This window comes from Pseudomonas sp. Pseusp16, assembly GCF_047324915.1.
GTDB lineage: Bacteria > Pseudomonadota > Gammaproteobacteria > Pseudomonadales > Pseudomonadaceae > Aquipseudomonas > Aquipseudomonas fluorescens_CD.
Genome location: NZ_CP168522.1, coordinates 5,849,755 through 5,874,863, shown reverse-complemented (window position 1 = coordinate 5,874,863; position 25,109 = coordinate 5,849,755). Strand labels below are relative to the sequence as shown.

At 60.7% G+C, this 25,109-nt stretch carries 24 protein-coding genes; 11 read left to right on the top strand and 13 right to left on the bottom strand.

From position 1 onward, the window contains the following. Window positions 1-12: 12 nt before the first annotated feature. From rodA to ACEN8Q_RS26650, 6 genes are all read right to left on the bottom strand, one after another. On the bottom strand, window positions 13-1,116 hold the full coding sequence (gene rodA, locus ACEN8Q_RS26675) for a rod shape-determining protein RodA (RefSeq protein ID WP_052037671.1): 1,104 nt from the start codon (window positions 1,114-1,116) through the stop codon (window positions 13-15). A 31-nt stretch (window positions 1,117-1,147) separates the two neighbouring features. Next, a complete protein-coding gene (gene mrdA / locus ACEN8Q_RS26670) occupies window positions 1,148-3,043 on the bottom strand; it encodes a penicillin-binding protein 2 (RefSeq protein WP_413423623.1) in 1,896 nt (631 codons plus the stop codon). Between the two features lie 10 nt (window positions 3,044-3,053). Further along, window positions 3,054-3,521: a 23S rRNA (pseudouridine(1915)-N(3))-methyltransferase RlmH gene (rlmH, locus tag ACEN8Q_RS26665; RefSeq protein WP_003185785.1), complete on the bottom strand. Its 468-nt coding sequence runs from the start codon at window positions 3,519-3,521 to the stop codon at window positions 3,054-3,056. Window positions 3,522-3,530: 9 nt separating this feature from the next. Further along, a complete protein-coding gene (gene rsfS, locus ACEN8Q_RS26660) occupies window positions 3,531-4,025 on the bottom strand; it encodes a ribosome silencing factor (RefSeq protein WP_008022922.1) in 495 nt (164 codons plus the stop codon). A gap of 73 nt (window positions 4,026-4,098) precedes the next feature. Beyond that, a complete protein-coding gene (gene nadD, locus ACEN8Q_RS26655; RefSeq protein ID WP_085718167.1) occupies window positions 4,099-4,788 on the bottom strand; it encodes a nicotinate-nucleotide adenylyltransferase in 690 nt (229 codons plus the stop codon). A gap of 1 nt (window position 4,789) precedes the next feature. Then, on the bottom strand, window positions 4,790-6,061 hold the full coding sequence (locus ACEN8Q_RS26650) for a glutamate-5-semialdehyde dehydrogenase (RefSeq protein WP_413703964.1): 1,272 nt from the start codon (window positions 6,059-6,061) through the stop codon (window positions 4,790-4,792). A gap of 189 nt (window positions 6,062-6,250) precedes the next feature. Here ACEN8Q_RS26650 and ACEN8Q_RS26645 point away from each other — a divergent pair, with 189 nt between their 5' ends. Together ACEN8Q_RS26645 and ACEN8Q_RS26640 are read left to right on the top strand one after the other, a co-directional pair. Further along, a complete protein-coding gene (locus ACEN8Q_RS26645) occupies window positions 6,251-6,949 on the top strand; it encodes a DNA-3-methyladenine glycosylase (protein ID WP_413703963.1) in 699 nt (232 codons plus the stop codon). Window positions 6,950-7,126: 177 nt separating this feature from the next. After that, on the top strand, window positions 7,127-8,443 hold the full coding sequence (locus tag ACEN8Q_RS26640; protein WP_413423615.1) for a bifunctional DedA family/phosphatase PAP2 family protein: 1,317 nt from the start codon (window positions 7,127-7,129) through the stop codon (window positions 8,441-8,443). Window positions 8,444-8,455: 12 nt separating this feature from the next. Here ACEN8Q_RS26640 and ACEN8Q_RS26635 read toward each other — a convergent pair whose 3' ends face one another. The 3 genes from ACEN8Q_RS26635 to ACEN8Q_RS26625 are packed head-to-tail and all read right to left on the bottom strand — an operon-like array spanning window position 8,456 to window position 10,132. Further along, window positions 8,456-9,046, bottom strand: coding sequence for an LON peptidase substrate-binding domain-containing protein (locus ACEN8Q_RS26635; RefSeq protein ID WP_008022910.1), 591 nt, complete (start codon window positions 9,044-9,046; stop codon window positions 8,456-8,458). A gap of 10 nt (window positions 9,047-9,056) precedes the next feature. Next, window positions 9,057-9,773, bottom strand: coding sequence for an LrgB family protein (locus ACEN8Q_RS26630; protein WP_413423613.1), 717 nt, complete (start codon window positions 9,771-9,773; stop codon window positions 9,057-9,059). Then, on the bottom strand, window positions 9,770-10,132 hold the full coding sequence (locus ACEN8Q_RS26625) for a CidA/LrgA family protein (RefSeq protein ID WP_413423611.1): 363 nt from the start codon (window positions 10,130-10,132) through the stop codon (window positions 9,770-9,772). The genes ACEN8Q_RS26630 and ACEN8Q_RS26625 overlap by 4 nt, the downstream gene beginning before the upstream one ends. 193 nt (window positions 10,133-10,325) lie before the next feature. Here ACEN8Q_RS26625 and ACEN8Q_RS26620 point away from each other — a divergent pair, with 193 nt between their 5' ends. The 3 genes from ACEN8Q_RS26620 to ACEN8Q_RS26610 all read left to right on the top strand — a co-directional run bounded on the left by ACEN8Q_RS26620 (window position 10,326) and on the right by ACEN8Q_RS26610 (window position 13,283). After that, complete coding sequence (locus tag ACEN8Q_RS26620; RefSeq protein ID WP_057400579.1) at window positions 10,326-10,781, top strand: MaoC family dehydratase; 456 nt, start codon at window positions 10,326-10,328, stop codon at window positions 10,779-10,781. 114 nt (window positions 10,782-10,895) lie between these two features. After that, window positions 10,896-12,614 (top strand): C13 family peptidase, encoded by a 1,719-nt coding sequence (locus ACEN8Q_RS26615; protein ID WP_413423609.1) that lies wholly within the window; start codon window positions 10,896-10,898, stop codon window positions 12,612-12,614. 27 nt (window positions 12,615-12,641) lie between these two features. Further along, on the top strand, window positions 12,642-13,283 hold the full coding sequence (locus ACEN8Q_RS26610; protein ID WP_413423607.1) for an oxidoreductase: 642 nt from the start codon (window positions 12,642-12,644) through the stop codon (window positions 13,281-13,283). A gap of 132 nt (window positions 13,284-13,415) precedes the next feature. Here the strand turns inward: ACEN8Q_RS26610 and ACEN8Q_RS26605 are convergent, their stop codons facing one another. The 4 genes from ACEN8Q_RS26605 to ACEN8Q_RS26590 form a co-directional block, all read right to left on the bottom strand. Then, window positions 13,416-13,700 (bottom strand): YceK/YidQ family lipoprotein, encoded by a 285-nt coding sequence (locus ACEN8Q_RS26605; RefSeq protein WP_413423605.1) that lies wholly within the window; start codon window positions 13,698-13,700, stop codon window positions 13,416-13,418. Continuing rightward, the gene (gene ubiX / locus ACEN8Q_RS26600; RefSeq protein WP_008022902.1) at window positions 13,693-14,325 is read right to left on the bottom strand and encodes a flavin prenyltransferase UbiX; all 633 of its coding nucleotides are present in this window, start codon (window positions 14,323-14,325) and stop codon (window positions 13,693-13,695) included. The genes ACEN8Q_RS26605 and ubiX overlap by 8 nt, the downstream gene beginning before the upstream one ends. Further along, window positions 14,322-15,671: a UDP-N-acetylmuramate:L-alanyl-gamma-D-glutamyl-meso-diaminopimelate ligase gene (gene mpl, locus ACEN8Q_RS26595; RefSeq protein ID WP_413423603.1), complete on the bottom strand. Its 1,350-nt coding sequence runs from the start codon at window positions 15,669-15,671 to the stop codon at window positions 14,322-14,324. The genes ubiX and mpl overlap by 4 nt, the downstream gene beginning before the upstream one ends. Before the next feature lie 158 nt (window positions 15,672-15,829). Beyond that, the gene (locus ACEN8Q_RS26590) at window positions 15,830-17,746 is read right to left on the bottom strand and encodes a sigma-54-dependent Fis family transcriptional regulator (RefSeq protein ID WP_413703962.1); all 1,917 of its coding nucleotides are present in this window, start codon (window positions 17,744-17,746) and stop codon (window positions 15,830-15,832) included. 301 nt (window positions 17,747-18,047) lie between these two features. On the opposite strand from ACEN8Q_RS26590, the gene ACEN8Q_RS26585 reads away from it, so the two are divergent. The 6 genes from ACEN8Q_RS26585 to ACEN8Q_RS26560 all read left to right on the top strand — a co-directional run bounded on the left by ACEN8Q_RS26585 (window position 18,048) and on the right by ACEN8Q_RS26560 (window position 25,106). After that, entirely contained in the window at window positions 18,048-19,568 is a 1,521-nt protein-coding gene (locus ACEN8Q_RS26585; protein WP_007994183.1) for an aldehyde dehydrogenase family protein, read from the top strand. Window positions 19,569-19,856: 288 nt separating this feature from the next. Next, window positions 19,857-21,230 (top strand): ethanolamine permease, encoded by a 1,374-nt coding sequence (gene eat, locus ACEN8Q_RS26580; protein ID WP_413703961.1) that lies wholly within the window; start codon window positions 19,857-19,859, stop codon window positions 21,228-21,230. 190 nt (window positions 21,231-21,420) lie between these two features. Continuing rightward, on the top strand, window positions 21,421-22,815 hold the full coding sequence (locus ACEN8Q_RS26575) for an ethanolamine ammonia-lyase subunit EutB (RefSeq protein WP_413423597.1): 1,395 nt from the start codon (window positions 21,421-21,423) through the stop codon (window positions 22,813-22,815). An 8-nt stretch (window positions 22,816-22,823) separates the two neighbouring features. After that, window positions 22,824-23,648: an ethanolamine ammonia-lyase subunit EutC gene (gene eutC / locus ACEN8Q_RS26570; RefSeq protein WP_413423595.1), complete on the top strand. Its 825-nt coding sequence runs from the start codon at window positions 22,824-22,826 to the stop codon at window positions 23,646-23,648. Window positions 23,649-23,761: 113 nt separating this feature from the next. After that, entirely contained in the window at window positions 23,762-24,223 is a 462-nt protein-coding gene (locus ACEN8Q_RS26565) for a GNAT family N-acetyltransferase (RefSeq protein ID WP_413423593.1), read from the top strand. A 226-nt stretch (window positions 24,224-24,449) separates the two neighbouring features. Then, complete coding sequence (locus ACEN8Q_RS26560; RefSeq protein ID WP_413423591.1) at window positions 24,450-25,106, top strand: DedA family protein; 657 nt, start codon at window positions 24,450-24,452, stop codon at window positions 25,104-25,106. Window positions 25,107-25,109: the final 3 nt, after the last annotated feature.

Genomic DNA, 25,109 nt, shown 5'->3' with positions numbered 1-25,109 from the left:
GTTTCACCTTATTCAAACCTGCGCGATCCACTTGCGATGGGTATGGATCGACATCAAAACCCCAAACGCTGACAGCAGCGTCACCAGCGAAGTTCCTCCGTAGCTAATGAACGGCAACGGCACCCCCACCACCGGCAACAGGCCACTGACCATACCGATGTTGACGAAAACATAAACAAAAAACGTCATGGTCAGGCTGCCCGCGAGCAACTTGCCGAACAATGTCTGCGCCTGGGCGGTAATCACCAGACCGCGGCCGATCAGCAACAGGTAGATCAGCAACAGTGCGCAAATACCCACCAGACCGAACTCTTCACCCATGACCGCAATGATGAAGTCGGTATGGCTTTCCGGGAGGAAATCCAGGTGCGACTGGGTGCCCAGCAACCACCCCTTGCCGAATACGCCTCCAGAGCCGATGGCCGCCTTGGACTGGATGATGTTCCAGCCCGTACCGAGCGGATCGCTCTCCGGGTCGAGGAACGTCAGGATTCGCTGCTTCTGGTAGTCGTGCATGATGAAGAACCACATGGCAATCGCCACGGGAACGGCGGCGGCCAGCACGCTGAGGATCCAGCGCCAGCGCAGCCCCCCCATGAACAGCACGAACGCGCCACCGGCCAGAATCAGCAGCGAAGTGCCGAGGTCCGGTTGTCGCACGATCAGAATGAACGGAATGCCGATCAGCATCAGGCTGATACCGACGTGCTTTAGCTGTGGCGGCAAGGTGCGCTTGGACAGATACCAGGCAATGGTTGCCGGCATCAGAATCTTCATGAACTCCGATGGCTGGAAGCGGATGACACCGGGGATGTTGATCCAGCGCGTGGCCCCCATCGCGTTGTGGCCCATGACGTCCACTACCACCAGCAACAACACACCGATCACATAGCCGACCGGCACCCAGCGCGCCATGAAACGCGGTTCGAACTGGGCGATGACGATCATCGACACCAGGCCGATACCGAACGAAGTGGCCTGTTTTGCCAGCAGATCCCAGCTTTTTCCACTGGCCGAATACAGGACGAACAGGCTGCCGGCGGCAAGCGTCAGCAGCAGGATCAGCAACACGCCGTCGATGTGCATTCGTTGCAACAGTGTTGCACGGCGACGCATCACATCCTCGCTGGAGAGCATGCGATCAAAATTATTCATCACGGGCTGTTGCCTCTGCACTGATAGGGCTGGCGTATTCGGGCTTCAACCGACCGTCCTGGTCCAGGAGCCAGGCGTCCATGACCTGACGCACAACCGGCGCGGCCACGCCGGAGCCCGACTCACCGTTCTCGACCATCACCGAGACCACGATTTTCGGATCGTCGGCCGGTGCGAAACCAACGAACAAGGCGTGGTCGCGATGGCGCTCCTGCACCTTGGAGCGGTCGTACTTCTCGCCCTGCTTGATCGCGACCACCTGGGCCGTACCACTCTTGCCGGCAATCCGGTACTGCGCACCGATCGAGGCCTTGCGCGCCGTACCGCGGGCACCGTGCATCACCTGTTGCATACCGTGGTTCACCCGGGTCCAGTCCGCCGGATCGCGCAGGATGATGTCAGGCATCGGGTTAGGATCCACCGGCTTCTCGCCTTCGATGGTCCTGGCCAGGTGCGGACGGTTCCAGACACCCTTGTTGGCCACCAATGCGGTGGCCTGGGCCAATTGCAACGGCGTCGACTGCATGTAGCCCTGACCGATACCGAGAATCAGTGTCTCCCCCGGGAACCACGCCTGACGGCGCGTCGCACGCTTCCACTCCCGGGTCGGCATCAACCCCGGCGATTCTTCGAACATGTCCAGCGAGACTTTCTGGCCGATACCGAACTTGCTCAGGTACGCCGACAACCGATCGATTCCCAGCTTGTGGGCCAGGTCATAGAAGTAGGTGTCGTTGGAACGCATGATCGCCGTATCGAGGTCGACAAAGCCGTCGCCGGTACGGTTCCAGTTACGGTATTTGTGATCGTAGTTGGGCAGCATGTAGTAACCGGGGTCGAACACCCGGGTCGACGCCGTCACCACGCCGGAGTCCAGGCCGGCGATCGCCACCGCCGGCTTGATGGTCGAACCTGGCGGGTACAGACCACGCAACACGCGGTTGAACAGCGGCCGGTCGATGGAATCGCGCAGCTCGGAATAGGCCTTGGAGCTGATGCCGGTGACGAACAGGTTCGGGTCGAAACTCGGCTGGCTGACCATCGCCAGGACCTCGCCGGTTTTCGGGTCCAGGGCCACCACCGCACCACGACGACCACCGAGCGCGGCTTCAGCGGCTTCCTGCAATTTGATGTCCAGGCTCAGGACAATGTCCTTGCCGGAAATCGGCTCGGTACGCTTGAGTACCCGCAATACACGGCCCCGAGCGTTGGTCTCGACTTCTTCGTAACCCACCTGACCGTGCAGTTCCGGCTCGTAGAAACGCTCGATGCCGGTTTTGCCGATTTGATGGGTGCCGCTGTAACTCACCGGATCGAGGGACTTGAGCTCTTTCTCGTTGATCCGCCCCATGTAGCCCACCGAGTGCGCAAAGTGCGCGCCCTGGGGATAGTGACGAACCAGCTGTGCGACCACTTCCACGCCCGGCAGGCGGAACTGGTTCACGGCGATCCGGGCGATCTGCTCTTCAGTCAGCTCAAACAGGATCGGCACCGGCTCGAACGGCCGGCGCCCCTGACGCATGCGCTTCTCGAAGATCACCCGGTCCTCGGGCGTCAGCTCCAGCACCTCGACGATCACGTCGAGCACCTGCTGCCAGTCGCCGGAACGCTCGCGGGTCATGCTCAGGCTGAAGCTGGGCCGGTTATCGGCAATCACCACGCCGTTGCGGTCGAAAATCAAGCCACGGGTCGGCGGAATCGGCTGCACATGGACGCGGTTGTTTTCCGACAGGGTCGAGTGGTACTCGTACTGGATCACCTGCAGGAAATACAGACGCGCGATCAGCACGCCAATCAGCGCCACCACGGCAATGGCCCCGAACACGACGCGGCCACGCACCAGACGGGCGTCTTTTTCGTGGTCCTTGATGCGGATCGGCTGGGACATGAGGGCAGAATTACTTGTGGTAAGGGTGACCGGACAGCACGGTCCAGGCACGGTACAACTGTTCGCCGATCAGGATCCGCACCAGCGGGTGCGGCAAGGTCAGCGGCGACAACGACCAGCGCTGGTCGGCCCGGGCACAGACTTCCGGCGCCAGCCCTTCGGGGCCGCCGACCATGAAGTTGACCGTGCGCGAGTCAAGCCGCCAGCGATCGAGCTCGACCGCCAGTTGCTCGGTACTCCAGGGCTTGCCATGGACTTCGAGTGTGACAATCCGCTCGTTCGGCCCGACCTTTGCCAGCATGGCTTCGCCTTCCTGGCGGATGAAACGGGCCACGTCGGCGTTCTTGCCACGGGTATTGAGCGGTATTTCCACCAGTTCCAGCGCCAGCTCGGACGGAAGACGCTTGGCATATTCATGCCAGCCTTCTTCCACCCACTTGGGCATGCGTGAACCGACGGCGATCAGTCGCAGTCGCACAGCGGTCCCTTATTCCTGGTCTTTGTTGAGCTTGTTGAAGTGCTCGTGACCAACTTCAGGGCTGTGGTGCTTGCCATCGGCCGCACGGCTCTGCTCGGCACCTTTCCACAGGCGCTCCAGGTCGTAGAACTGACGGGCGTTGGAGGTCATCATGTGGACGATCACGTCGTCCATGTCCAACAGCACCCAGTCGCTGTCGCCCTTGCCTTCTTCACCCAACGGCTTGATACCCAAGGCTTTGACGGCTTCGCGGACCTTGTCCAGCATCGCGCCGATCTGGCGGTTGGACGTACCGGTGGCGATGATCATGTAGTCAGTGATGCTCTGCTTGTCGCGAACATCAATTACCAGCACGTCCTGGGCCTTGACGTCTTCCAGGGCGGCTACGGCGATCTTGACCAGCTCGTCGCCTTTAGGTGGCTCGGCAGCGAGGACCTTTTCAGGCAGCGGGGCACTCTTGAACGTGCCTTTGCGCTTAACTTTGTTTACGTCGTTGTTCGTCATATAAAACTCGTTTTGCTCGTATGTTCGGGCGCTTCAATACACGTTGTTGCCACGTGCCTTGAGGCACTCCTATTCAGTTCGACGCACGGTAGAGTCCGTGCGCATCGATGTAGGCCAGGACCGCGTCGGGCACCAGGAAACGTACCGACTTACCGCTGGCCAGCAGTTGACGGATCTGGGTGGCGGATACCGCGAGCGGTGTCTGCCAGACGAATGCAATCTGTCCGCTCGGCCCTTTGAGGGCCAGCGGGTCGCTCACCGAGCGCGCTGCCAGCAGGTTGCGCAAGGCATCCGGCGGTTCGCTGTCGGCATCCGGGCGTTGCAACACCAGGATATGGCAATGCTGGAGCAACTCTTCCCAGCGGTGCCAAGTGGGCAGGCCGCAAAAAGCGTCCCAGCCCAAAAGCAGAAAAACCTGGTCGGATACGGCCAGTTCGGCGCGCATCAGTTCCAGGGTATCAATGGTGTAGGACGGTTTGTTCCGCTGCAATTCGCGGGCGTCCACCACCAACGGCGCCACACCGGCCACCGCGCACTCGACCATCGCCAGACGGTCTTTCGCCGACACCTGCGGCGTATCCCGATGGGGCGGCCTGGCACTGGGTGTCAGACGCAACTCATCGAGCGCCAGGGTTTCGGCGACTTCCAGCGCACCGCGCAAATGGCCGATGTGCACCGGGTCAAACGTTCCGCCCAGCACGCCAATGCGGCGAGGGGCTGGCTCGCTGACGGTGACCGGGGCTGACGGGTCGAAGTCGCCCAAGTCAGACCGGCTCCTGTCCGCGCAACTGCCCGTCGCCGACCACGATGTACTTCTCGCAGGTCAATCCTTCGAGACCCACCGGGCCGCGGGCGTGCAGCTTATCAGTAGAAATGCCGATCTCGGCACCCAATCCGTATTCGAAGCCATCGGCGAAGCATGTCGGTGTATTGATCATCACCGACGAGGAGTCGACTTCAGCCACGAAACGCCGGGTGTCACCCTGGTGTTCGCTGACAATCGAATCGGTGTGATGGGAACCGTAATGGTTGATGTGCTCGATGGCCTGGCCCAGTCCGTCGACTACACGGATCGACAGAATCGGTGCCAGGTATTCGGTACTCCAGTCTTCTTCGGTCGCGACCACCGCATCGATGATCGCCCGGGTGCGTTCGCAACCGCGCAGCTCGACGCCTTTTTCGCGGAACTGTGCCGCCATCGCCGGCAGGAAATCGCTGGCGACGGTTTGATCGACCAGCAGCGTTTCCATGGCACCGCAGATGCCATAACGGTAAGTCTTGGCGTTGAACGCAATGCGCTGGGCCTTGGCCAGATCGGCGTGTTCACTCACATAAACGTGGCAGATGCCGTCCAGATGCTTGATCACCGGTACGCGGGCATCGCGGCTGACGCGTTCGATCAGGCCACGGCCACCGCGCGGCACGATGACATCGACGTATTCAGGCATGGTGATCAGCGCACCGACGGCAGCGCGATCGGTGGTTTCGACCACTTGCACCACCGCAGCCGGCAGATCGGCCTCGGCCAGACCACGCTGAATGCAGGCGGCGATGGCTCGATTGGAATGAATGGCCTCGGAACCGCCACGCAGGATGGTCGCGTTGCCAGACTTCAGGCACAGACTGGCCGCATCGATGGTCACGTTCGGCCGCGACTCGTAGATGATTCCGATCACGCCCAGTGGCACGCGCATCTTGCCGACCTGAATACCGGACGGGCGGAAACTCATGTCACGGATCGCGCCGACCGGGTCCGGCAGGGCTGCCACCTGACGCAGGCCGACGATCATACCGTCGATACGCGCCGGGGTCAGTGCCAGGCGCTCAAGCAGGGCCGGCTCCAGACCGTTGGCGCGACCGGCGGCCAAATCCAGCTCATTAGCCGCCGTCAGCTCGGCGCGGGCAGCGTCCAGCGCATTGGCGGCGGCCTGCAGGGCGCGGTTTTTCTGCGCAGTGCTGGCTCGGCCGATCACGCGGGAAGCTTCGCGGGCAGCGCGACCCAGGCGGGTCATGTAGTCAAGAACGGACTCAGTCATGGTCTGGCGTGGTCTTTGATTAGGTCTTGGTAAAGAGTAAAGCGGCAGATTATAGCTGTCGCGTCCCGGGACTAACAGCGGTGACGGGCGGATGGTCGAAATGGAGGGGCATTTGCCGATGTTCAGCCGGGATTAAGCTGCAAATTGTTATCATCACGACTCATTCAGCCCTGACAAACACTGGTCATCATGTCCAATCTGACTGTTCGAGCGTCCGCCATGAGCCTGCCAGCAGGCCTTCCGGACGCGTTTTTCGACCGTGACGCCCAGATTCTGGCCCGGGAGTTACTGGGCAAAGTCATTCGCCATCGAGTTGGCGACCTGTGGCTCAGCGCCCGAATTATCGAGACCGAAGCCTATTACTGCGCAGAAAAAGGCAGCCACGCGTCCCTCGGTTACACAGAAAAGCGTAAGGCTTTGTTTCTGGATGGCGGCCACATCTATATGTATTACGCCCGGGGTGGTGACTCCCTGAACTTCAGCGCCCAAGGCCCGGGAAACGCGGTACTGATCAAATCCGCCTACCCGTGGGTCGATCAATTGAGCGGGCCGGCCAGCCTGGCACAGATGCTGTTGAACAACCCCGATGCCCAGGGCCACCCTCGCCCGTCACAAAAACTCTGCGCCGGGCAAACGCTGCTGTGCAAGGCGCTGGGCCTGAAAGTGCCGGTGTGGGACGCCAAACGCTTCGACCATGAAGTGCTACTGGTGGAGCACGTCGGCCAGACGCCCGCCCACATCATCCAGACTACGCGCCTGGGCATCCCCCACGGGCGCGATGAGCACCTGATGTACCGCTTCGTCGATGCGGCTTACGCGCCGTACTGCACACGCAACCCACTGCGACGGGGGCAAATCGAAGGTCACGACTATTTTGTGCTGACTTGAAATTGGATTGATCCATGTGGGAGCGGGCTTGCTCGCGAAAGCGGAGTATCAGGCGATACCAATATCGACTGAAAGGGCCTCTTCGCGGGCAAGCCCGCTCCCACAGGGCTTTTGGGTGTTTTTGAAGAATTGTGTTTGTCCCCAGGGACCAATTGAACATTAGATGGAGTGGTTTTTATGGGCCAATGGCTCGATAGCCTGACCGGTTGGTTGACGGTCAACCCGCAATGGCTGGCGGCGGCGGTGTTCATTGTGGCCTTCGTGGAATGCCTGGCGATTGCCGGGCTGATAGTGCCCGGCACCGTGCTGCTGTTCGCCGTGGCGGTACTGGCCGGCAGCGGAGCGCTCTCGCTGAGTGAAACACTGCTGCTGGGCTTCCTGGCCGGCGTGCTTGGCGATGTGGTCTCGTACTTCCTGGGGCGCCATTTCCACCAGAATATCCGGCGGCTGCCAGGATTGCGCCATCACCCGGAATGGATCGCCGGGGCCGAGACCTACTTCCAGCGCTATGGCATCGCCAGCCTGCTGGTCGGGCGTTTTATCGGACCGTTGCGGCCAATGCTGCCCATGGTCGCCGGCATGTGCGACATGCCCTTCCCACGCTTCTTCGCCGTCAGTCTGCTGGCTGGCGCGGGCTGGTCGGTGGCTTACCTGCTGCCAGGCTGGGCCACCGGCGCGGCGATTCGCTTGCCGCTGCCCGAAGGCTTCTGGACTCAGGCCGGGATCGTTGCCGGCAGCATTGCGGTCATGGTGGGGTTGAGTGCCACCAGTAGCCTGCGCCAGCATCGCCGGGCTACAGCGTTAATTGCCAGCATGAGTTTTCTGATTCTGGCAGGGCTGTTCATCGGCTATCCGTATCTGAGCGCTCTCGATCAAGGGCTGATGACCCTGGTGCAGGAGCACCGCAGCCCAATGCTCGATGAGGTGGCGGTGGTCTTCACGTTGATTGGCGAATTCCGCAACATGCTGCTGTTCAGTGCATTGTTGGTAGCACTGCTGTTGATTACCCGGCAATGGCGACAGGCAGTTTTCGCGTGCAGTACCCTCCTCTGCACGGCATTGGCCAACACCGCAACCAAACAGTTTTTCGCCCGCGTGCGCCCGGAAGTATTGAGTGATCCACTGACCAGTTACAGCATGCCCAGCGGCCACGCCTCAGGCGCGTTCGCGCTGTTTCTGACCCTCGCCGTGCTGGCTGGTCGCGGGCAACCGCCGCGCATGCGCCTGACCTGGTTGCTGGTGGCCAGCTTGCCGGCGATGGCGATTGCCCTTTCCCGGGTGTACCTCGGGGCACACTGGCCGACCGATGTCATGGCTGGCGCGATGCTGGCGGCATGTGTCTGTGCGGCCAGCCTGTGGCTGATCCAGCGCAAGGCCCCGCTGAACGCCTTGCCACCCAAGGTCTGGTGGCTGGTGTTGCCGGCGCTGGTGGCATTGTTCGGCTTCTTCGTGTTGCGGCATTTGCCGCATACGATGTTACGGTATGCGTATTAGTAAAAACGCTCCTCAGGCAAACAACTCACCCTGCAATTCATCCAGCAGCGCCTGAATCGCATCCAGTCGCTGCTGCGGATCATCAAGTTGTAGCAGGTCGATCTTGTCCAGCTCGGCAAAAGGCAGCAAGTACGCCAACTGATTGGCCAGTGACTGCTGCCCGGTCGCTTCAGTGCCCATGTTCAAGGCCTCGACCATCGGGTGCTCCGCCAGGGCCTTGAGCAATGCCACCAGGTCGGCGTCCTCATCCTGCAGGGGCTGTTCCGGTTCGTCCTCCAGCCACTCGACCTCGGCGACGGTCAACTGATCGCGCTGGACCTCCGCTTTCAATACATGGAAACGCCGCCCGCCCTGAACCCGAATCCCCAGCAGGCCGTTGTCCTGTTGTTTGAAATCGGTGATCAACGCTTCGCAGCCCACCAGCGCGTAGCCGGCCGGCGCGATCCCGACTTCTTCACCTTCAAGAATGCACACCACGCCGAAACCGCCGCCCTGCTTCATGCAGCGGCCGATCATGTCCAGATAGCGCGCCTCGAAGATCTGCAAGTCGAGGATGCAGCCAGGAAACAGCACCGTGTTCAACGGAAAAAGCGGCAGACTCATAGACATTTCCTTACACCACCATCGACACCGCCAGCGGCAGTAGCACCGCCGTGGCCACGCCCATCAAACTCATCGCCAGCGCCGCGAAGGCACCGCACTCTTCACTTTCCTGCATCGCCACTGCCGTGCCGACCGCGTGGGCCGTCATGCCCAGTGCCATGCCCCTGGCTTCCGGGCTATGCACGCCCAGCCGGGTCAACAGGGCCGGACCGAAAATCGCCCCGATCACACCCGTAATCAGGACGAACACCGCAGCCAGCGCCGCGACCCCACCGATCTGCTCAGCCACCAACATGGCAATTGGCGAAGTCACCGATTTCGGCGCCATGGTCATCAGGATCATGTGCTCGGCACCGAACGACCAACCCAGCAACACGCCCATCCCCGTGGCCACCACCCCGCCTATCACCAGCGTAGTAAATATCGGCCAGAACAACTGCCGAATCCGTCGCAGGTTGAGATAAAGCGGCACCGCCAGCGCGACAGTGGCCGGACCAAGCAGGATGCTGAGAATCTCGGTGCTCTTGCGATATTCAGCGTAGGTCAGGCCGCAGCCCACCAGCACGCCGATCACCAGCAACATGGAGACCAGCACCGGCTGCAAAAAGATCCATCGGGTTTTCTCGAACACTCCCAGTACAAGCTGATAGGCGCCGAGGGTAATACCAATGCCGAACAACGGATGGTGAATCACCGACGTCCAGGCGCCGTGCCAGTCGAAGATCATTGGCTGTCCTCGGAGACTGCGTGACGCTTGACCATGCGCTGCATCAGCACCCCGGCGAAGGCCATCGAAAGCAGCAGCGACAACACCAGCGCACCGACAATGGCCCAGAAATCCGCCGCGATGTCAGCGGCATAGACCATCACGCCCACGGCTGGCGGCACCAGCAACAGCGGCAGGTAGCGCAACAGGCTGCTGGCCGCCAGGTTCAGTGGTTCGCCGACCTGTCCGCGACAGATGAGGTAAACCAGCAACAGCAGCAACCCCACAATCGGCCCCGGCAGCACAGGCAAAATCAAATGATTGATCGCAGTGCCGAGCAATTGGAACAGCACCAGCCATGTCAGGCCCCGTAACAACATCAAAGATCTCCCGCAAAATCCATCACCCGCATTGGCCGGGCATTATAAGCATGCCCGCGCTATGGATCGGCATTCGCCAAAAGCATGGTCAGTTGACCTGAGCGTTTGGCCATGTTGATCTAAAGTAGTAAGCCGGGAAGTCAAATCCCCGCAAGCCAAAACTATAAAACCGATGAACCCAAGGAGAGTCTCAATGCCCTATGTTCCAGTTGCAGAGCTCAAAGATTATGTCGGCAAGGAACTCGGACGTTCCGAATGGCTCACCATCGATCAGGAACGCATCAACCTGTTCGCTGAAGCCACGGGGGACTATCAGTTCATCCACGTCGATCCGGTCAAGGCCGCGCAAACGCCATTTGGCAGCACCATCGCTCACGGTTTCCTGTCGTTGTCGCTGATCCCGAAACTGATGGAAGACATCCTCGTCATGCCTGAAGGCTTGAAGATGGTAGTCAACTATGGCCTCGACAGCGTGCGCTTCATTCAGCCGGTCAAGGTCAATTCGAAAGTGCGGCTCAAGGTCGACCTGACCGAAGTCACCGAGAAAAAACCCGGCCAATGGCTGCTCAAGGCCACCGCCACCCTGGAAATCGAAGGTTCGGACAAACCGGCGTATATCGCCGAACCCCTGTCCCTGTGCTTCGTATAGACCTTCCCGGATGCGAAGCAGCTCATGCTGTTTCGCGCCCTCTCGCGGTACCTCGCCCTATATAAGGACACATAGCTGCGGCATACTCCTTCGCCTAATTGCCCGGAATCCGCTATGCGCCCACTTGCACTCCTTGCCTTGACCCTGATGCTCACCGCTTGCGGCGACGGCGAATCGCCTTTGTCCCCCGACGCGCGCCTGCCGGACGGCGGACGCTATCGCGGTGACCTGGTCAATGGCTTGCTGCAGGGCAAGGGGCGCATCGACTACCCGAACGGCAGCTGGTACGCCGGCGAATTCGACAAAGGCCAGTGGCAAGGCCAGGGCGAATGGCATGGCAGCAATGGCGAAGTCTATCGCGGACAGTTCAATCAGGGACTGTTCGACGGTCAAGGGGCATTGACCACCAACGGCAACAGTTACAGCGGCGGCTTCAAGGCTGGCCGGCGCAACGGCGAAGGCACACTCAAAGAAAACGGCATGAGCTATCGCGGAGAGTTCAAGGCCGATCAGTACGCCGGCCTGGGTCGCCTCGAACTCGAGGACGGCAGCGCCTATCAGGGCCAGTTCGCCCACGGCAAACCCAATGGCGAAGGCCAGCGTAGCGACGGCAACGGCAATCAGTTCACCGGGCACTTCGTCGACGGCCAACTGGAAGGCAACGGGACGTTCAACAGCGCCGATGGCGATATCTATGTCGGCGGCTTCAAGAACAATCAACTGCACGGCAAAGGCCGCTACGAAAACGCCGACGGCGATGTCTGGCTGGGTCAGTTCAAGGAAGGTTCACTGAACGGCAAGGGCGAGTTGATTGGTGCTGACGGCAGCCACTACATCGGCCAGTTCAACGACTGGCGCTTTTCCGGCCAGGGCCGACTGAACCTGTCGGACGGCAGCTTTTACACCGGCCAGTTCGACAACGACAGTTACCAGGGGCGCGGCACATTGGTGTTGACCGACGGCACCGTGCTCAGCGGCACCTGGATCAATGGCCAGCGCGTGCGCGACGCCGAGGGCAAATTGTTGCCCGACACTCTGGAGCTCGGCCTGCTGGCGCAGGGGCGCTTGCTCGACTCGGCGCTGACCAGCATTCCGCCCTCGACCCCGGCGGTGGAGCTGTATTCGTTGACCTTGGGCGGTGATGGCAAGCAAAGCGTATTTCTGCGCGAATCCGACTACGTCGCCAATATGCTCACCACCCGTTTCGGCGCCTTTGGCCAGATCCGCCTGGTGAACCATCGCGACCACCTCGCCGACCGCCCGATGGCTACCCGGGAAAACCTGCGCCGAGCAGCCCTGACGCTGGCCGAACGCAGCGGTCCGGAAGACCTGATTTTCATCTACCTGACCAGCCATGGCACCAGCGAACACGAGCTGGTGCTGGACCAGCCGCGCATGGAGCTGGCCGATCTTCCAGCCGACGAATTGGCCGCTGTTCTCGCCCCGTTGAAAAACCGCGACAAGATCATCGTGATTTCGTCCTGCTACTCCGGCGGTTTCATCCCCGCCCTCAAGGATGAACGGACCCTGATCATGACGGCCTCGCGGGCCGACCGGGTGTCCTTCGGCTGCTCGGAGGAAGCCAACTTCACCTACTTCGGCGATGCACTCTTCGCCCAGGCCCTGAACCAGACCGATGACCTGGACCAAGCCTTCAAACTGGCCAAGGCCACTGTCGCCGAACGTGAACTGGCAGACGGTTTCGAAGCATCCGAACCACAGATCTGGGCACCGAAAACCGTCCTTTCGCATTGGCAATTACTGCGCAAACAACAGGCACGAAAAGCCCTGCAAAGTGCGTCTAACGAAAGCAAGGATGCAAACAGCAACTAAGCTGAACAGTATCAAGGGAGAAACACTATGTACTTGACGCCTCAGCACGTGCTGCTCGCCGGAGCCACCGGTTTAACGGGTGAACACCTGCTTGATCGCCTGCTTAACGAGCCAACGATTACCCGGGTTCTGGCCCCCTCACGCCGGCCACTGGCCAAACACCCGCACCTTGAAAACCCCGTCGGCGACCCGGCGGAGTTTCTGCCGCAGTTGAACGGCCGTGTCGACATCGCCTACTGCTGCCTGGGCACCACCATCAAACAGGCAGGCTCGGAACAGGCGTTCCGCGCAGTGGACCTGGACATGGTCGTAGCCTTTGCCAAACGCGCACGGGAGATGGGCGCACGGCACCTGATCGTGATCAGTGCCCTGGGAGCCGATCGCAGATCCTCGATTTTCTACAACCGGGTCAAAGGCGAGATGGAGTACGCATTGCGCGCGCAAGACTGGCCGCAGCTGACTATTTGCCGCCCTTCGCTGTTGCTGGGTGATCGCACCGAACCGCGACTGGGCGAGAAAGTCGCCGGCCCGTTGTCTCGGCTGATCCCTGGCAAATACCATGGTATCGAGGCCTGCCAACTGGCTCGTGCGATGTGGCGCCTGGCGCTGGAAGAGCAGGACGGGGTCAGGATTGTCGAGTCGGATGAGCTGAGGAAGTTGGGCAAGTAATTTTATGATGCCTGAGCGGGCCTCTTCGCGGGCAAGCCCGCTCCCACAGGATTTTGTGTCGTACACAAATTTTGAAATCGCTGAAAAACCTGTGGAAGCGAGCTTGCTCGCGATAGAGCGCGAAGCGCTCTATTACAACCCACCCGTCGCCTGAAAACTCACGCCAATTACCGTCAACAACGACAGCGGCAACAGCAGCGTGTCGAGCAAAGCACTCGCCGGCAGGTCGACACCGGGATAGCCCGGTGCTTCGGCACCGAAACGATCCTTGGCGCAACAACCGCCGTTCATCGCGTACAAATCCAGGCGAGTACCCGAGTACACCACCGGTGCCCCCGGCTTGGCCGCATCGAGCGTGCGCGCCGTGGCGCACCCGGCCAGTTGCAGCGCCAGTACCACCACCAGTAGCTTATTCATCGCTGGTCAGATGATGCTCGCCCCAACGCGGCAACATGTCCTGAGGAATATTCAGCAGGTTAAGGATCCGTGCCACGACGAAATCGATCAGGTCGTCGATGGTTTGCGGCTGGTGATAGAAGCCCGGTGATGCCGGCAGGATTGTCACGCCCATGTTCGACAACTTGAGCATGTGCTCCAGGTGAATGCTCGAATACGGCGCCTCGCGAGGCACAAGAATCAGCTGCCGACGCTCTTTCAGCGTCACGTCCGCAGCACGCTCGATCAGGTTGTTGCAGGCACCCGTGGCGATGGCCGACAAAGTGCCCGTCGAACACGGCACCACCACCATCGCCGCGGGCGCGCCGGAGCCCGAGGCCACCGGCGACATCCAGTCTTCCTTGCCGTACACCCGAATCTGCCCGGCGGCAGCACCGGTGTATTCGGTGAGGAACGCCTGCATCATCTGCGGCTTGGACGGCAGCGTGACGTCAGTTTCGGTGGCCATCACTAACTGCGCGGCCTTGGAAATCAGGAAGTGCACTTCACGATCGTCCCGCACCAGGCAGTCGAGCAGGCGCAAACCGTACTGGGCGCCTGAGGCGCCGGTCATTGCCAGGGTGATGCGGTCCGGGCCGTTGTTCATTTCAGCGCCTCGGCCAGTTTGCCGTGCAGGCCGCCGAAGCCGCCGTTGCTCATGATCACCACGTGAGTGCCGGGTTGGGCCTGGCTCTTCACGCGCTCGATGATGCCTTCAAGGGAATCGCTGACAATCGACGGCACAGTGCACAGCGCCGCAGTGCCCGCCAGATCCCAGCCAAGGTTGGCGGGTGCGTACCAGATCACCTGATCGGCATCGACCACGCTTTCCGGCAATCCGTCACGGTGCGCACCGAGCTTCATGGAGTTGGAACGGGGCTCGATGATTGCGATCAACGGTGCATCGCCGATGCGCTTGCGCAGCCCATCCAGCGTGGTGGCGATGGCGGTCGGGTGGTGAGCGAAGTCGTCATAAATGGTGATGCCACGGACTTCCGCGACTTTCTCCATCCGGCGTTTCACGCTTTTGAAGGCGCTCAACGCGGCGATGCCCATGGATGGCACGACACCGACGTGGCGTGCGGCGGCCAGCGTCGCCAGGGCGTTGGCGACGTTGTGCTGGCCAGTCATGTCCCACTCGACCACACCCTGGGCGACGCCTTCGAACATCACTTCGAACTTCGAGCCATCTTCACTGAGCAGCTTGACCTGCCACTGACCGCCGGCTCCTGTGGTTTGCACCGGGGTCCAGCAACCCATTTCGATAACGCGCTGCAACGCCGGCTCGGTGGTCGGATGGATCACCAGGCCTTCGCTCGGGATGGTCCGCACCAAATGATGGAACTGCCGCTCAATGGCCGGCAGGTCCGGGAAGATATCGGCGTGATCGAATTCGAGGTTGTTCAGGATTGCCGTGCGCGGGCGGTAATGTACGAACTTAGAGCGCTTGTCGAAGAACGCGCTGTCGTACTCGTCGGCTTCGATGACGAAGAACGGTGTGTCACCCAGGCGCGCCGACACCGAGAAGTTTTGCGGCACGCCGCCGATCAGGAAGCCGGGGGCCATGCCTGCGTGTTCCAGTACCCATGCCAGCATGCTGCTGGTGGTGGTCTTGCCGTGCGTACCGGCCACGGCCAGTACCCAGCGACCTTGCAGCACGTGATCCGCCAGCCATTGCGGGCCGGAGACGTAAGGCAGGCCTTTGTTCAGCACGTACTCCACCGCCGGGTTGCCCCGGGACATGGCGTTGCCGATCACCACCAGATCAGGGGCCGGATCGAGTTGCGCCGGGTCGTAGCCTTGGGTCAACTCGATGCCCTGGGCTTGCAGTTGAGTACTCATCGGCGGATAGACGTTGGCATCGGAGCCGGTCACGTGATGGCCCAGCTCTTTGGCCAGAACCGCCATTGACCCCATGAAAGTGCCGCAGATACCAAGAATATGAATGTGCATAGTCGACCTCGTAAAACATGGCCGCAGGTTAGCTTAGGGAGGGGAAATTCGCACCTTGTGTTTCGCCCTCACCGACGCCATTCGCGAGCAAGCCCGCTCCCACAGGAACGATGCGGTCCCTGTGGGAGCGGGCTTGCTCGCGAATGGCGCGACTCGGATTAACGGGTAATTCCGTGTTTACGAAGCTTGCGATAAAGGGTATTTCGACTGACGCCCAGTTGTTCTGCTGTATGCGTCATATGCCAGCGCGTCTGCTCCAGCGCGTTCAACAACGCTAAACGCTCGGCATCCTCCAGCGGATGCTCCGATGGCTCTTCAACGGCCTGCATTACCACCGGTCGGACCTTGCGAATCATGGCCGGCAAATCCTCCAGACCGATCCGTCCGCCATCGCATAACGCTGCCAACGTACGCAGCACATTGCGCAACTGCCGCACGTTGCCCGGCCAGGCGAACCCCAACAAGGCCTCCCGCGCCGGCCCGTCGATCAGCACGGTTTCCGTGCCGGCCTCTTCGGACAGTAAAAAGTCGAGTAACTGCGACTTGTCACTGCGATCGCGCAATGCTGGCAGCGCCACCTCCAGCCCGTTGAGCCGGTAATACAAATCCTCGCGAAAGCTGCCGTCCTGCACGCGATCCAGCAAATTGCGGTGGGTGGCGCTGATGATCCGCACGTTAACCGCTTCCGGCTCGCCACCGATCGGCACCACTTGCCGGTCTTCCAGCACCCGCAGCAAGCGTGTTTGCAGAGCCAGCGGCATGTCTCCGATTTCGTCGAGGAACAACGTCCCGCCGTCGGCTTGTTGCAACTTGCCGCGCATGCCTTCCTTGCGGGCGCCGGTGAAGCTGCCGCCGCGGTAACCGAACAGCTCGCTTTCGATCAGGCTTTCGGGAATGGCCGCGCAATTGAGGGCGACAAAGGCTTTTTCCGCCCGCTGGCTGGCGTGGTGCACCGCTTTGGCAAAGGCCTCCTTGCCAGACCCGGTTTCGCCGTTGATCAGCAGTGGCACGTCACGCTCGTAGACGCGCAAGGCCTTGCGGAAGTCCGCCTGCAACGCCGCATCATCCAGGCAAATGCCTGACAGGCGCGGTGCGTGTGCAACCGTGGGAGCAGTTACCCTCGGAGTCGGCAGCGACCGCCGCGCCTCACCGCGCAATACCGCGAACAGCTTGCGACCATCACGGGTACGCAATGGCCAACTGGCCGCGGCATTGATACTCGCCCGCCCCAGCAACTCATCGAGCGAGCAGTCGAAAAACGCCTCCACCGGTTTGCCCAGCAAGCCGCCGCGAATGTGTCCAAGCAGGTTCAGCGCACTCTGGTTGACCGCGCAAATGCGCCCTTCTCCGTCGAACGCCAGCAAGCCTTCGCTGAACAAACCGACGGACTCAGCCTGCAAGTGAAAACGCAGCAACCATTGATTGTCGAAGCAGCGCAGGAAGTAACAGCTTTCGATCATCTTCGCCGACAGATTGACCAGAGCCATGGTGTGGAACTGACTTTGCCGCGACACATCGCGCCGCGCCGACGACACGTCGAGCACTGCCAGCAATTCGCCATGCGGATCGAAGACCGGGCTCGCCGAGCAGGTCAGGCCGGTGTGGCGGCCACGAAAGTGTTCGTCCTGATGGATGGTCAGCGACTGACGCTCCACCAGGCAAGTGCCAATGCCGTTGGTGCCTTCGCAGGCTTCGCTCCAGTCGGCACCGAGCCAGAGCCCGGCGCGCTCGAAAATCTGTCGTTCGGCGGGCGCGGTGACGCAATTGAGGATCACGCCGCGGGCGTCGGTCAGCAGTACCGCATGACCGGCACCGGAGAGTTGCTGGTGCAGGCTGGTCATTTCATTGCCAGCAATGTGCAGCACCTGCTGCAAGCGTTCGCGACTTTCCAGGACACGGCCATGCTCCAGCACCGTCGGTGCGATGCTCAGCGCCGGATCGAGATGATAGTCCTCGAGGCAGCGCAGCCAGGAACGGGCGATGGACGGATCGCTGCCGGGGCCGTGCAGGTGGGCCTTGCCCTGGGTCACGGTCAATACTTGCTGGGCATGGCGACTCAAATGGTTGTCGTGCATTTCTTATTATTCTCCCCGGGGCTCGGCGTCCCGTGCATGAGGTGATGCCGAGCATCCTCCAGCCGGGCCTGCATTGCAATGCCTGCAAGACTACCCGGTCACAGGCTGTGCCAGAAGCGGTACAAAGTGTCACGCCGGCTGTACCGAAAGCGTCACGGGCGTGCTCCGTACGTCCGACAAAAATCGCGCAAGGTCTTGATTTACCTGAGATGCAACGCACTGGCCCGGCCCTTGCTCTACGCTTAAAGCAAGCGCACATGCGCGTCTTCCTTATAAGCACAAGAACCAAGGAGAAACCATCATGCGTTACGCTCACCCCGGTACTGAAGGCGCTATCGTTTCGTTCAAAGCCAAATACGGTAACTACATCGGCGGCGAGTTCGTCGCGCCTGTCAAAGGTCAGTACTTCACCAATACCTCGCCAGTGAATGGCCAACCGATTGCCGAATTCCCGCGCTCCACGGCCGAAGACATCGACAAGGCCCTGGACGCTGCCCACGCCGCTGCCGATGCATGGGGCGCCACCTCAGCCCAGGCGCGCTCGCTGGTGCTGCTGAAAATCGCCGACCGCATCGAACAGAATCTGGAAACCCTGGCGATCACCGAATCCTGGGACAACGGCAAAGCCGTGCGCGAAACCCTCAACGCCGACATCCCTCTGGCCGCCGACCACTTCCGCTACTTCGCCGGCTGCCTGCGCGCCCAGGAAGGCAGCGCTGCCGAAATCGACGGCAACACCGTGGCCTATCACATTCATGAACCGCTGGGCGTGGTCGGGCAGATCATCCCGTGGAACTTCCCGATCCTGATGGCTGCCTGGAAGCTCGCCCCGGCGCTCGCTGCCGGCAACTGCGTGGTGCTCAAGCCTGCCGAACAAACCCCGCTGGGCATTACCGTGCTGGTCGAACTGATCGGCGACCTGCTGCCACCGGGCGTGCTGAATATCGTGCAAGGCTTCGGCAAAGAAGCCGGTGAAGCGCTGGCCACCAGCAAGCGCATCGCCAAGATTGCCTTCACCGGCTCGACCCCGGTCGGCTCGCACATCATGAAATGCGCCGCCGAAAACATTATTCCGTCTACCGTGGAGCTGGGCGGCAAATCGCCGAACATCTTCTTCGAAGACATCATGAAGGCTGAACCGTCCTTCATCGAGAAAGCCGCCGAAGGCCTGGTGCTGGCATTCTTCAACCAGGGCGAAGTCTGCACCTGCCCTTCCCGTGCACTGGTGCAAGAGTCGATCTACGACGAGTTCATGCAGGTGGTGATGAAGAAGGTCCTGCAAATCAAACGTGGCGACCCGCTGGATACCGACACCATGGTCGGCGCCCAGGCGTCCGAACAGCAATTCGACAAGATTCTTTCGTACCTGGAAATCGCCAAGGGCGAAGGTGCCGAGCTGCTGACCGGCGGCAAGGTGGAAAAACTCGAGGGCAACCTGGCAAGCGGGTACTACATCCAGCCGACGCTGCTCAAGGGCACCAACAAAATGCGCGTGTTCCAGGAAGAAATCTTCGGCCCGGTGGTGAGCATCACCACCTTCAAGGACGAAGCCGAAGCCCTGGCCATCGCCAACGACACCGAGTTCGGCCTGGGTGCCGGCCTCTGGACCCGCGACATCAACCGCGCCTACCGCATGGGCCGCGCCATCAAGGCCGGTCGTGTGTGGACCAACTGCTACCACCTGTACCCGGCCCACGCCGCGTTCGGCGGGTACAAGAAGTCCGGCGTCGGCCGTGAAACCCACAAGATGATGCTCGACCACTATCAGCAGACCAAAAACCTGCTGGTGAGCTACGACATCAACCCGTTGGGCTTCTTCTAAAAAACCGGGGGGCGATGCAGGTATTCCTGTGTCGCCCTTTCGATAGTCATCGCGAGCAAGCCCGCTCCCACAGGGGATTTGTGTAGTCCCACATTAGATAACCGACACAAGTCCAATGTGGGAGCTGCGGTGCGACGATTCGACTTGCCCGCGAAGACGTCCTTCATGACACAACACAAAGGCTGGCCGCTCTGGCACGGGCCTTGCGTACCCGTCATTCAGGATCTGCACCCAACCCGTCGTACCCGAAAGTCCAAAAGATCGAACAATAAAAAATAGAGAGGACTTATGACTACTTCTTCCACACAGCTCAAACCCACACTCGGCACCCTGCACTTATGGGGCATTGCCGTCGGCCTGGTGATTTCCGGCGAATACTTCGGCTGGAGTTACGGCTGGGGCACCGCAGGCACACTGGGTTTCCTCGTCACTGCGTTGATGGTGGCGACGATGTACACCTGCTTCATCTTCAGCTTCACCGAGCTGACGACCGCGATTCCCCATGCTGGCGGGCCATTTGCCTATAGCCGCCGGGCCTTTGGCGAGAAAGGCGGGTTGATCGCCGGCATCGCCACCCTGATCGAATTCGTCTTTGCACCACCGGCCATCGCCATGGCCATCGGCGCCTATCTCAACGTGCAATACCCGGAACTGGACCCGAAGATCGCCGCCGTTGGCGCCTATTTCGTGTTCATGGGCCTGAATATCCTCGGCGTCAGCATCGCGGCCACCTTCGAACTGGTGGTCACCGTGCTGGCCGTCGCTGAACTGCTGGTGTTCATGGGCGTGGTCGCGCCGGGCTTCAGCTTCAGCAACTTTGTGCTCAATGGCTGGTCGGGTGCCAATGAGTTCACGATGGGCTCGATTCCTGGCATTTTCGCCGCCATTCCCTTCGCGATCTGGTTCTTTCTCGCTATCGAAGGTGCAGCCATGGCTGCCGAAGAAGCCAAGGACCCGAAACGTACAATCCCCAAGGCCTACGTCAGCGGCATTCTGACGCTGGTGTTCCTGGCCATCGGCGTGATGGTGATGGCGGGCGGTGTCGGCGACTGGCGCCAGCTGTCGAACATCAACGATCCGCTCCCCCAGGCGATGAAAGCGGTGGTCGGCAACAATTCGACCTGGATGCACATGCTGGTGTGGATCGGCCTGTTCGGCCTGGTGGCGAGTTTCCACGGGATCATCCTCGGCTACTCGCGGCAGTTTTTCGCCTTGGCCCGTGCCGGTTATCTGCCCGCCGGCCTGGCAAAGCTTTCGCGCTTCCAGACACCGCACCGGGCGATCCTGGCCGGCGGCGTGATCGGCATTGCGGCGATCTACAGCGATGGCCTGGTCAATCTGCAAGGCATGACCCTGACGGCGGCGATGATCACCATGTCGGTATTCGGCGCCATCGTGATGTACATCATCAGTATGCTGAGCCTGTTCAAGCTGCGTAAAACCGAACCGAACCTGGAACGCACCTTCCGCGCCCCGGGTTATCCGATCGTGCCGGGTATCGCGCTGTTCCTGGCGGTGGTGTGCCTGGTGGCGATGGCGTGGTTCAACACCTTGATCGGCCTGATTTTCCTCGGCTTCATGGCTGCCGGTTACCTGTACTTCCAGCTGACCGCCAAGCAACGCTCCGAGGCACCGGCAGACGCTATGCTCGAAGGTGTCTGAATGCACCGGCACCGGGCTCACTGACCGGTGCCGGCCATATTGAAGTGCACGCAGTTCCCATGTGGGAGCGGGCTTGCTCGCGAAGGCATCGTGTCAGTCGACATTTATTTGGAATGGCACACCGCATTCGTGAGCAAGCCCGCTCCCACAGGAAAAGCAGATCGCAGTAATTATTGGAGGACTCCGCCCCATGGCCGCATTCGCCCATACCGTCGGCGCCCAGACTTACCGCTTCGACAGCCTCAAGGAAGTGATGGCCAAGGCCAGCCCGGCACGCTCCGGAGATTTTCTGGCCGGCGTCGCAGCCCTCAATGACGGCGAGCGCGTCGCGGCACAGATGACGTTGGCCGACACCCCGCTGAGCCATTTCCTGCAGGAAGCACTGATCCCCTACGAATCCGATGAAGTCACCCGCCTGATCATCGATACCCACGACAAACAAGCCTTCGCCGTCGTCAGTCACCTCACCGTCGGCGGCTTTCGCGACTGGCTGCTCAGTGATGCCGCCGACGAACAGGTCCTGCGAGCCCTCGCCCCCGGCCTGACTCCGGAAATGGTTGCTGCGGTATCAAAGATCATGCGTGTGCAGGATCTGGTGCTGGTTGCGCAAAAAATCCGCGTGGTCACGCGGTTTCGCGGCACCCTGGGCCTGCGCGGTCGACTGTCCACGCGCCTGCAACCGAATCACCCCACCGACGAACCGGCCGGCATCGCCGCAAGCATTCTCGACGGTCTGCTGCACGGCAATGGCGACGCGATGATCGGCATCAACCCCGCCACCGACAGCATCGCCTCGATTTGCGCGATGCTGGAGATGCTCGACGCGATCATCCAGCGCTACGAGATCCCGACCCAGGCTTGCGTACTGACCCATGTCACCACGTCGATCGAAGCGGTCAATCGCGGTGTCCCGTTGGACCTGGTGTTCCAGTCGATCGCCGGCACCGAAGCGGCCAACGCCAGTTTCGGCATCAACCTGAGTATATTGAAGGAGGGCTATGACGCCGGCTTGAGTCTGAATCGCGGCACCCTGGGCCAGAACCTGATGTACTTCGAAACCGGCCAGGGCAGCGCCCTGTCGGCCAATGCCCACCATGGCGTCGATCAACAAACCTGCGAAACCCGCGCCTACGCCGTCGCACGTCATTTCAACCCGTTTCTGGTGAATACGGTCGTCGGCTTCATCGGCCCGGAATACCTGTACAACGGCAAACAGATCATCCGCGCCGGCCTGGAAGACCACTTTTGCGGCAAATTGCTTGGTGTGCCCATGGGTTGCGACATCTGCTACACCAACCATGCCGAAGCTGACCAGGACGATATGGACACCCTGCTGACCCTGCTGGGTGTCGCCGGGATCAACTTCATCATGGGGATCCCCGGCTCCGACGACATCATGCTCAACTACCAGACCACCTCGTTTCACGACGCGCTCTATGCCCGGCAGACCCTGGGGCTCAAGCCTGCGCCGGAGTTCGAGCAATGGCTGGCAAAAATGGGCATCTTCACCCAGGCGGACGGCCGGGTTCTGTTTGGCAGCAACCTGCCACCAGCCTTCCGCCAAGCCCTGGCGCAACTGGGATGAGTAATGACATGGACAAACTACCTTTCGATCCCCACAACCCATGGCTGGAACTACGACGCCTGACACCGGCACGAATTGCCCTGGGTCGCACCGGCACCAGCATTCCCACCCACGCCCAACTGGACTTCCAATACGCCCACGCCCAGGCGCGGGATGCGGTGCATTTGCCGTTCGATCACACGGCACTCAGCTCACAACTGGCCGAACGCGGGCACGAAAGTCTCTTGCTGCACAGCGCGGCGATCGACCGCAACAGTTACCTGCAACGCCCGGACCTGGGACGAAAACTGAGTGACACGTCGGCAAAGAGCCTGCGCACGTATGCTTCGGCACACCCTGGCGGGGTCGATTTGGTGATAGTGATCGCCGACGGCTTGTCGGCGCTGGCCGTTCATCGCCATACCCTGCCCTTTCTGGCGCGCCTCGAAGAACAGATTGCAGCCGAAGGCTGGACTGTAGCGCCGGTGATATTGGTGGAACAGGGGCGCGTGGCGGTCGCTGACGAAATCGGTGAATTGCTCGGAGCAAAAATGACCGTAATCCTCATCGGCGAACGTCCTGGCCTCAGCTCTCCGGACAGCCTGGGTTTATATTTCACCTACAATCCCAAGGTCGGCCTTACCGATGCCTACCGTAATTGCATCTCCAACGTGCGGCTCGAAGGCCTGAGTTACGGCATGGCGGCACACCGTTTGCTGTATTTGATGCGCGAAGCCTGCCGACGGCAGTTGTCAGGGGTCAATCTGAAGGATGAAGCACAGGTTCAGACACTGGAGTCGGACGTGGGAGCCGACATGAAGGGTAATTTCCTGCTCGGCCCGCCGAATGCCTGAACCGCTTCTGCATTGCACACTCGTACCAGTTTCAGGCAGGATCGTGGCGCGGCCGCCAAGGGTTTCCCATCGCCGTCATAGACGTAGACAGCCACTTGAAGACGAGACCTACCATGCGGATTATTCAAGCGACCCTCGAACACCTGGACCTGCTGACCCCGTTGTTCGTCAAATATCGTGAGTTTTATGGCTCCCTGCCGTATCCGGACTCGTCCCGGGCGTTCCTCGAAAAACGCCTGCGTCGTAAGGAGTCGGTGATCTACCTGGCGCTGTCCGATGACGACAGCAACAAACTGATGGGTTTTTGTCAGCTTTATCCGAGTTTCTCCTCGCTTTCGCTCAAACGTGTGTGGATCCTCAACGATATTTATGTCGCCGAGGACGCCCGCCGCCAGTTGGTGGCCGACAACCTGATCCGCACCGCCAAAAAAATGGCCAAGGAAACCAATGCCGTGCGCATGCGTGTTTCCACCAGCAGCAACAACGAAGTCGCGCGCAAAACCTACGAATCCATCGGATTCAAGGAAGACACCGAATTCAAGAACTATGTGCTGCCGATCAGCGACGAACTCTGAATCACCTGCACCTGTGGGAGCGAGCAGGCTCGCTCCCACAACGTCTGGTATCAAGCCATCGGTCTTGCCATGACATTCCCCGCTACAATATCGACGCGATTTTCACCTCTCGCCTCGTATAATCCCGAACTTCCCGGCTTGTAAGAAAAACTACCCTTATCCGTAGTCTTACGCGAAGTCATCCGCACAGGCCTGCTGAGTCGGGCCATTACCACAGGTGCTTTCCATGGATTTCAACCCGATCGATATTGTCCTGCATCTCGACGTCTACCTCGACATGCTCGTAACCAACTACGGGGCATGGATCTACGCCATCCTGTTCATGGTGATCTTCTGTGAGACTGGCCTGGTGGTCATGCCCTTCCTGCCGGGCGACTCGCTGCTGTTCATCGCCGGTGCCGTGGCGGCCGGTGGCGGCATGGACCCGGTACTGCTTGGTGGCCTGTTGATGCTGGCGGCGATTCTGGGCGACAGCACCAACTACATCATCGGACGAACGGCGGGTGAAAAACTGTTCAGCAACCCGAATTCGAAGATCTTCCGCCGCGACTACCTGCAACAAACCCACGACTTCTATGACAAGCATGGCGGCAAGACCGTGACCCTGGCGCGCTTCCTGCCCATCATCCGCACCTTTGCACCCTTCGTCGCCGGTGTGGGGAAAATGCCTTATCCGCGTTTCTTCGCCTTCAGCGTCTTCGGCACTGTCCTGTGGGTCGGCGGGCTGGTGACGCTCGGTTACTTCTTCGGCAATGTGCCGTTCATCAAGAAGAACCTGTCGCTGCTGGTGGTTGGCATCATCCTGCTCTCGCTGGTGCCGATGATCATTGGCATGGTACGTAACCGCCTTGCGGCTTCGAGCTCCAAAGCCGAATCGCGCTGACAC

Bases quoted from the DNA above. Each gene is read 5' to 3' on its own strand.
- rsfS (WP_008022922.1), bottom strand. From the start codon at position 4,025: ATGACGAACAACGACGTAAACAAAGTTAAGCGCAAAGGCACGTTCAAG.
- eutC (WP_413423595.1), top strand. From the start codon at position 22,824: ATGGACAAACTACCTTTCGATCCCCACAACCCATGGCTGGAACTACGA.
- ACEN8Q_RS26645 (WP_413703963.1), top strand. From the start codon at position 6,251: ATGTCCAATCTGACTGTTCGAGCGTCCGCCATGAGCCTGCCAGCAGGC.
- mrdA (WP_413423623.1), bottom strand. From the start codon at position 3,043: ATGTCCCAGCCGATCCGCATCAAGGACCACGAAAAAGACGCCCGTCTG.
- rodA (WP_052037671.1), bottom strand. From the start codon at position 1,116: ATGCGTCGCCGTGCAACACTGTTGCAACGAATGCACATCGACGGCGTG.
- ACEN8Q_RS26610 (WP_413423607.1), top strand. From the start codon at position 12,642: ATGTACTTGACGCCTCAGCACGTGCTGCTCGCCGGAGCCACCGGTTTA.
- ACEN8Q_RS26575 (WP_413423597.1), top strand. From the start codon at position 21,421: ATGGCCGCATTCGCCCATACCGTCGGCGCCCAGACTTACCGCTTCGAC.
- eat (WP_413703961.1), top strand. From the start codon at position 19,857: ATGACTACTTCTTCCACACAGCTCAAACCCACACTCGGCACCCTGCAC.
- ACEN8Q_RS26640 (WP_413423615.1), top strand. From the start codon at position 7,127: ATGGGCCAATGGCTCGATAGCCTGACCGGTTGGTTGACGGTCAACCCG.
- ACEN8Q_RS26585 (WP_007994183.1), top strand. From the start codon at position 18,048: ATGCGTTACGCTCACCCCGGTACTGAAGGCGCTATCGTTTCGTTCAAA.
- ACEN8Q_RS26605 (WP_413423605.1), bottom strand. From the start codon at position 13,700: ATGAATAAGCTACTGGTGGTGGTACTGGCGCTGCAACTGGCCGGGTGC.
- mpl (WP_413423603.1), bottom strand. From the start codon at position 15,671: ATGCACATTCATATTCTTGGTATCTGCGGCACTTTCATGGGGTCAATG.
- ACEN8Q_RS26560 (WP_413423591.1), top strand. From the start codon at position 24,450: ATGGATTTCAACCCGATCGATATTGTCCTGCATCTCGACGTCTACCTC.
- ACEN8Q_RS26630 (WP_413423613.1), bottom strand. From the start codon at position 9,773: ATGATCTTCGACTGGCACGGCGCCTGGACGTCGGTGATTCACCATCCG.
- ubiX (WP_008022902.1), bottom strand. From the start codon at position 14,325: ATGAACAACGGCCCGGACCGCATCACCCTGGCAATGACCGGCGCCTCA.
- ACEN8Q_RS26590 (WP_413703962.1), bottom strand. From the start codon at position 17,746: ATGCACGACAACCATTTGAGTCGCCATGCCCAGCAAGTATTGACCGTG.
- ACEN8Q_RS26565 (WP_413423593.1), top strand. From the start codon at position 23,762: ATGCGGATTATTCAAGCGACCCTCGAACACCTGGACCTGCTGACCCCG.
- ACEN8Q_RS26635 (WP_008022910.1), bottom strand. From the start codon at position 9,046: ATGAGTCTGCCGCTTTTTCCGTTGAACACGGTGCTGTTTCCTGGCTGC.
- ACEN8Q_RS26650 (WP_413703964.1), bottom strand. From the start codon at position 6,061: ATGACTGAGTCCGTTCTTGACTACATGACCCGCCTGGGTCGCGCTGCC.
- ACEN8Q_RS26620 (WP_057400579.1), top strand. From the start codon at position 10,326: ATGCCCTATGTTCCAGTTGCAGAGCTCAAAGATTATGTCGGCAAGGAA.
- ACEN8Q_RS26615 (WP_413423609.1), top strand. From the start codon at position 10,896: ATGCGCCCACTTGCACTCCTTGCCTTGACCCTGATGCTCACCGCTTGC.
- ACEN8Q_RS26625 (WP_413423611.1), bottom strand. From the start codon at position 10,132: ATGTTGTTACGGGGCCTGACATGGCTGGTGCTGTTCCAATTGCTCGGC.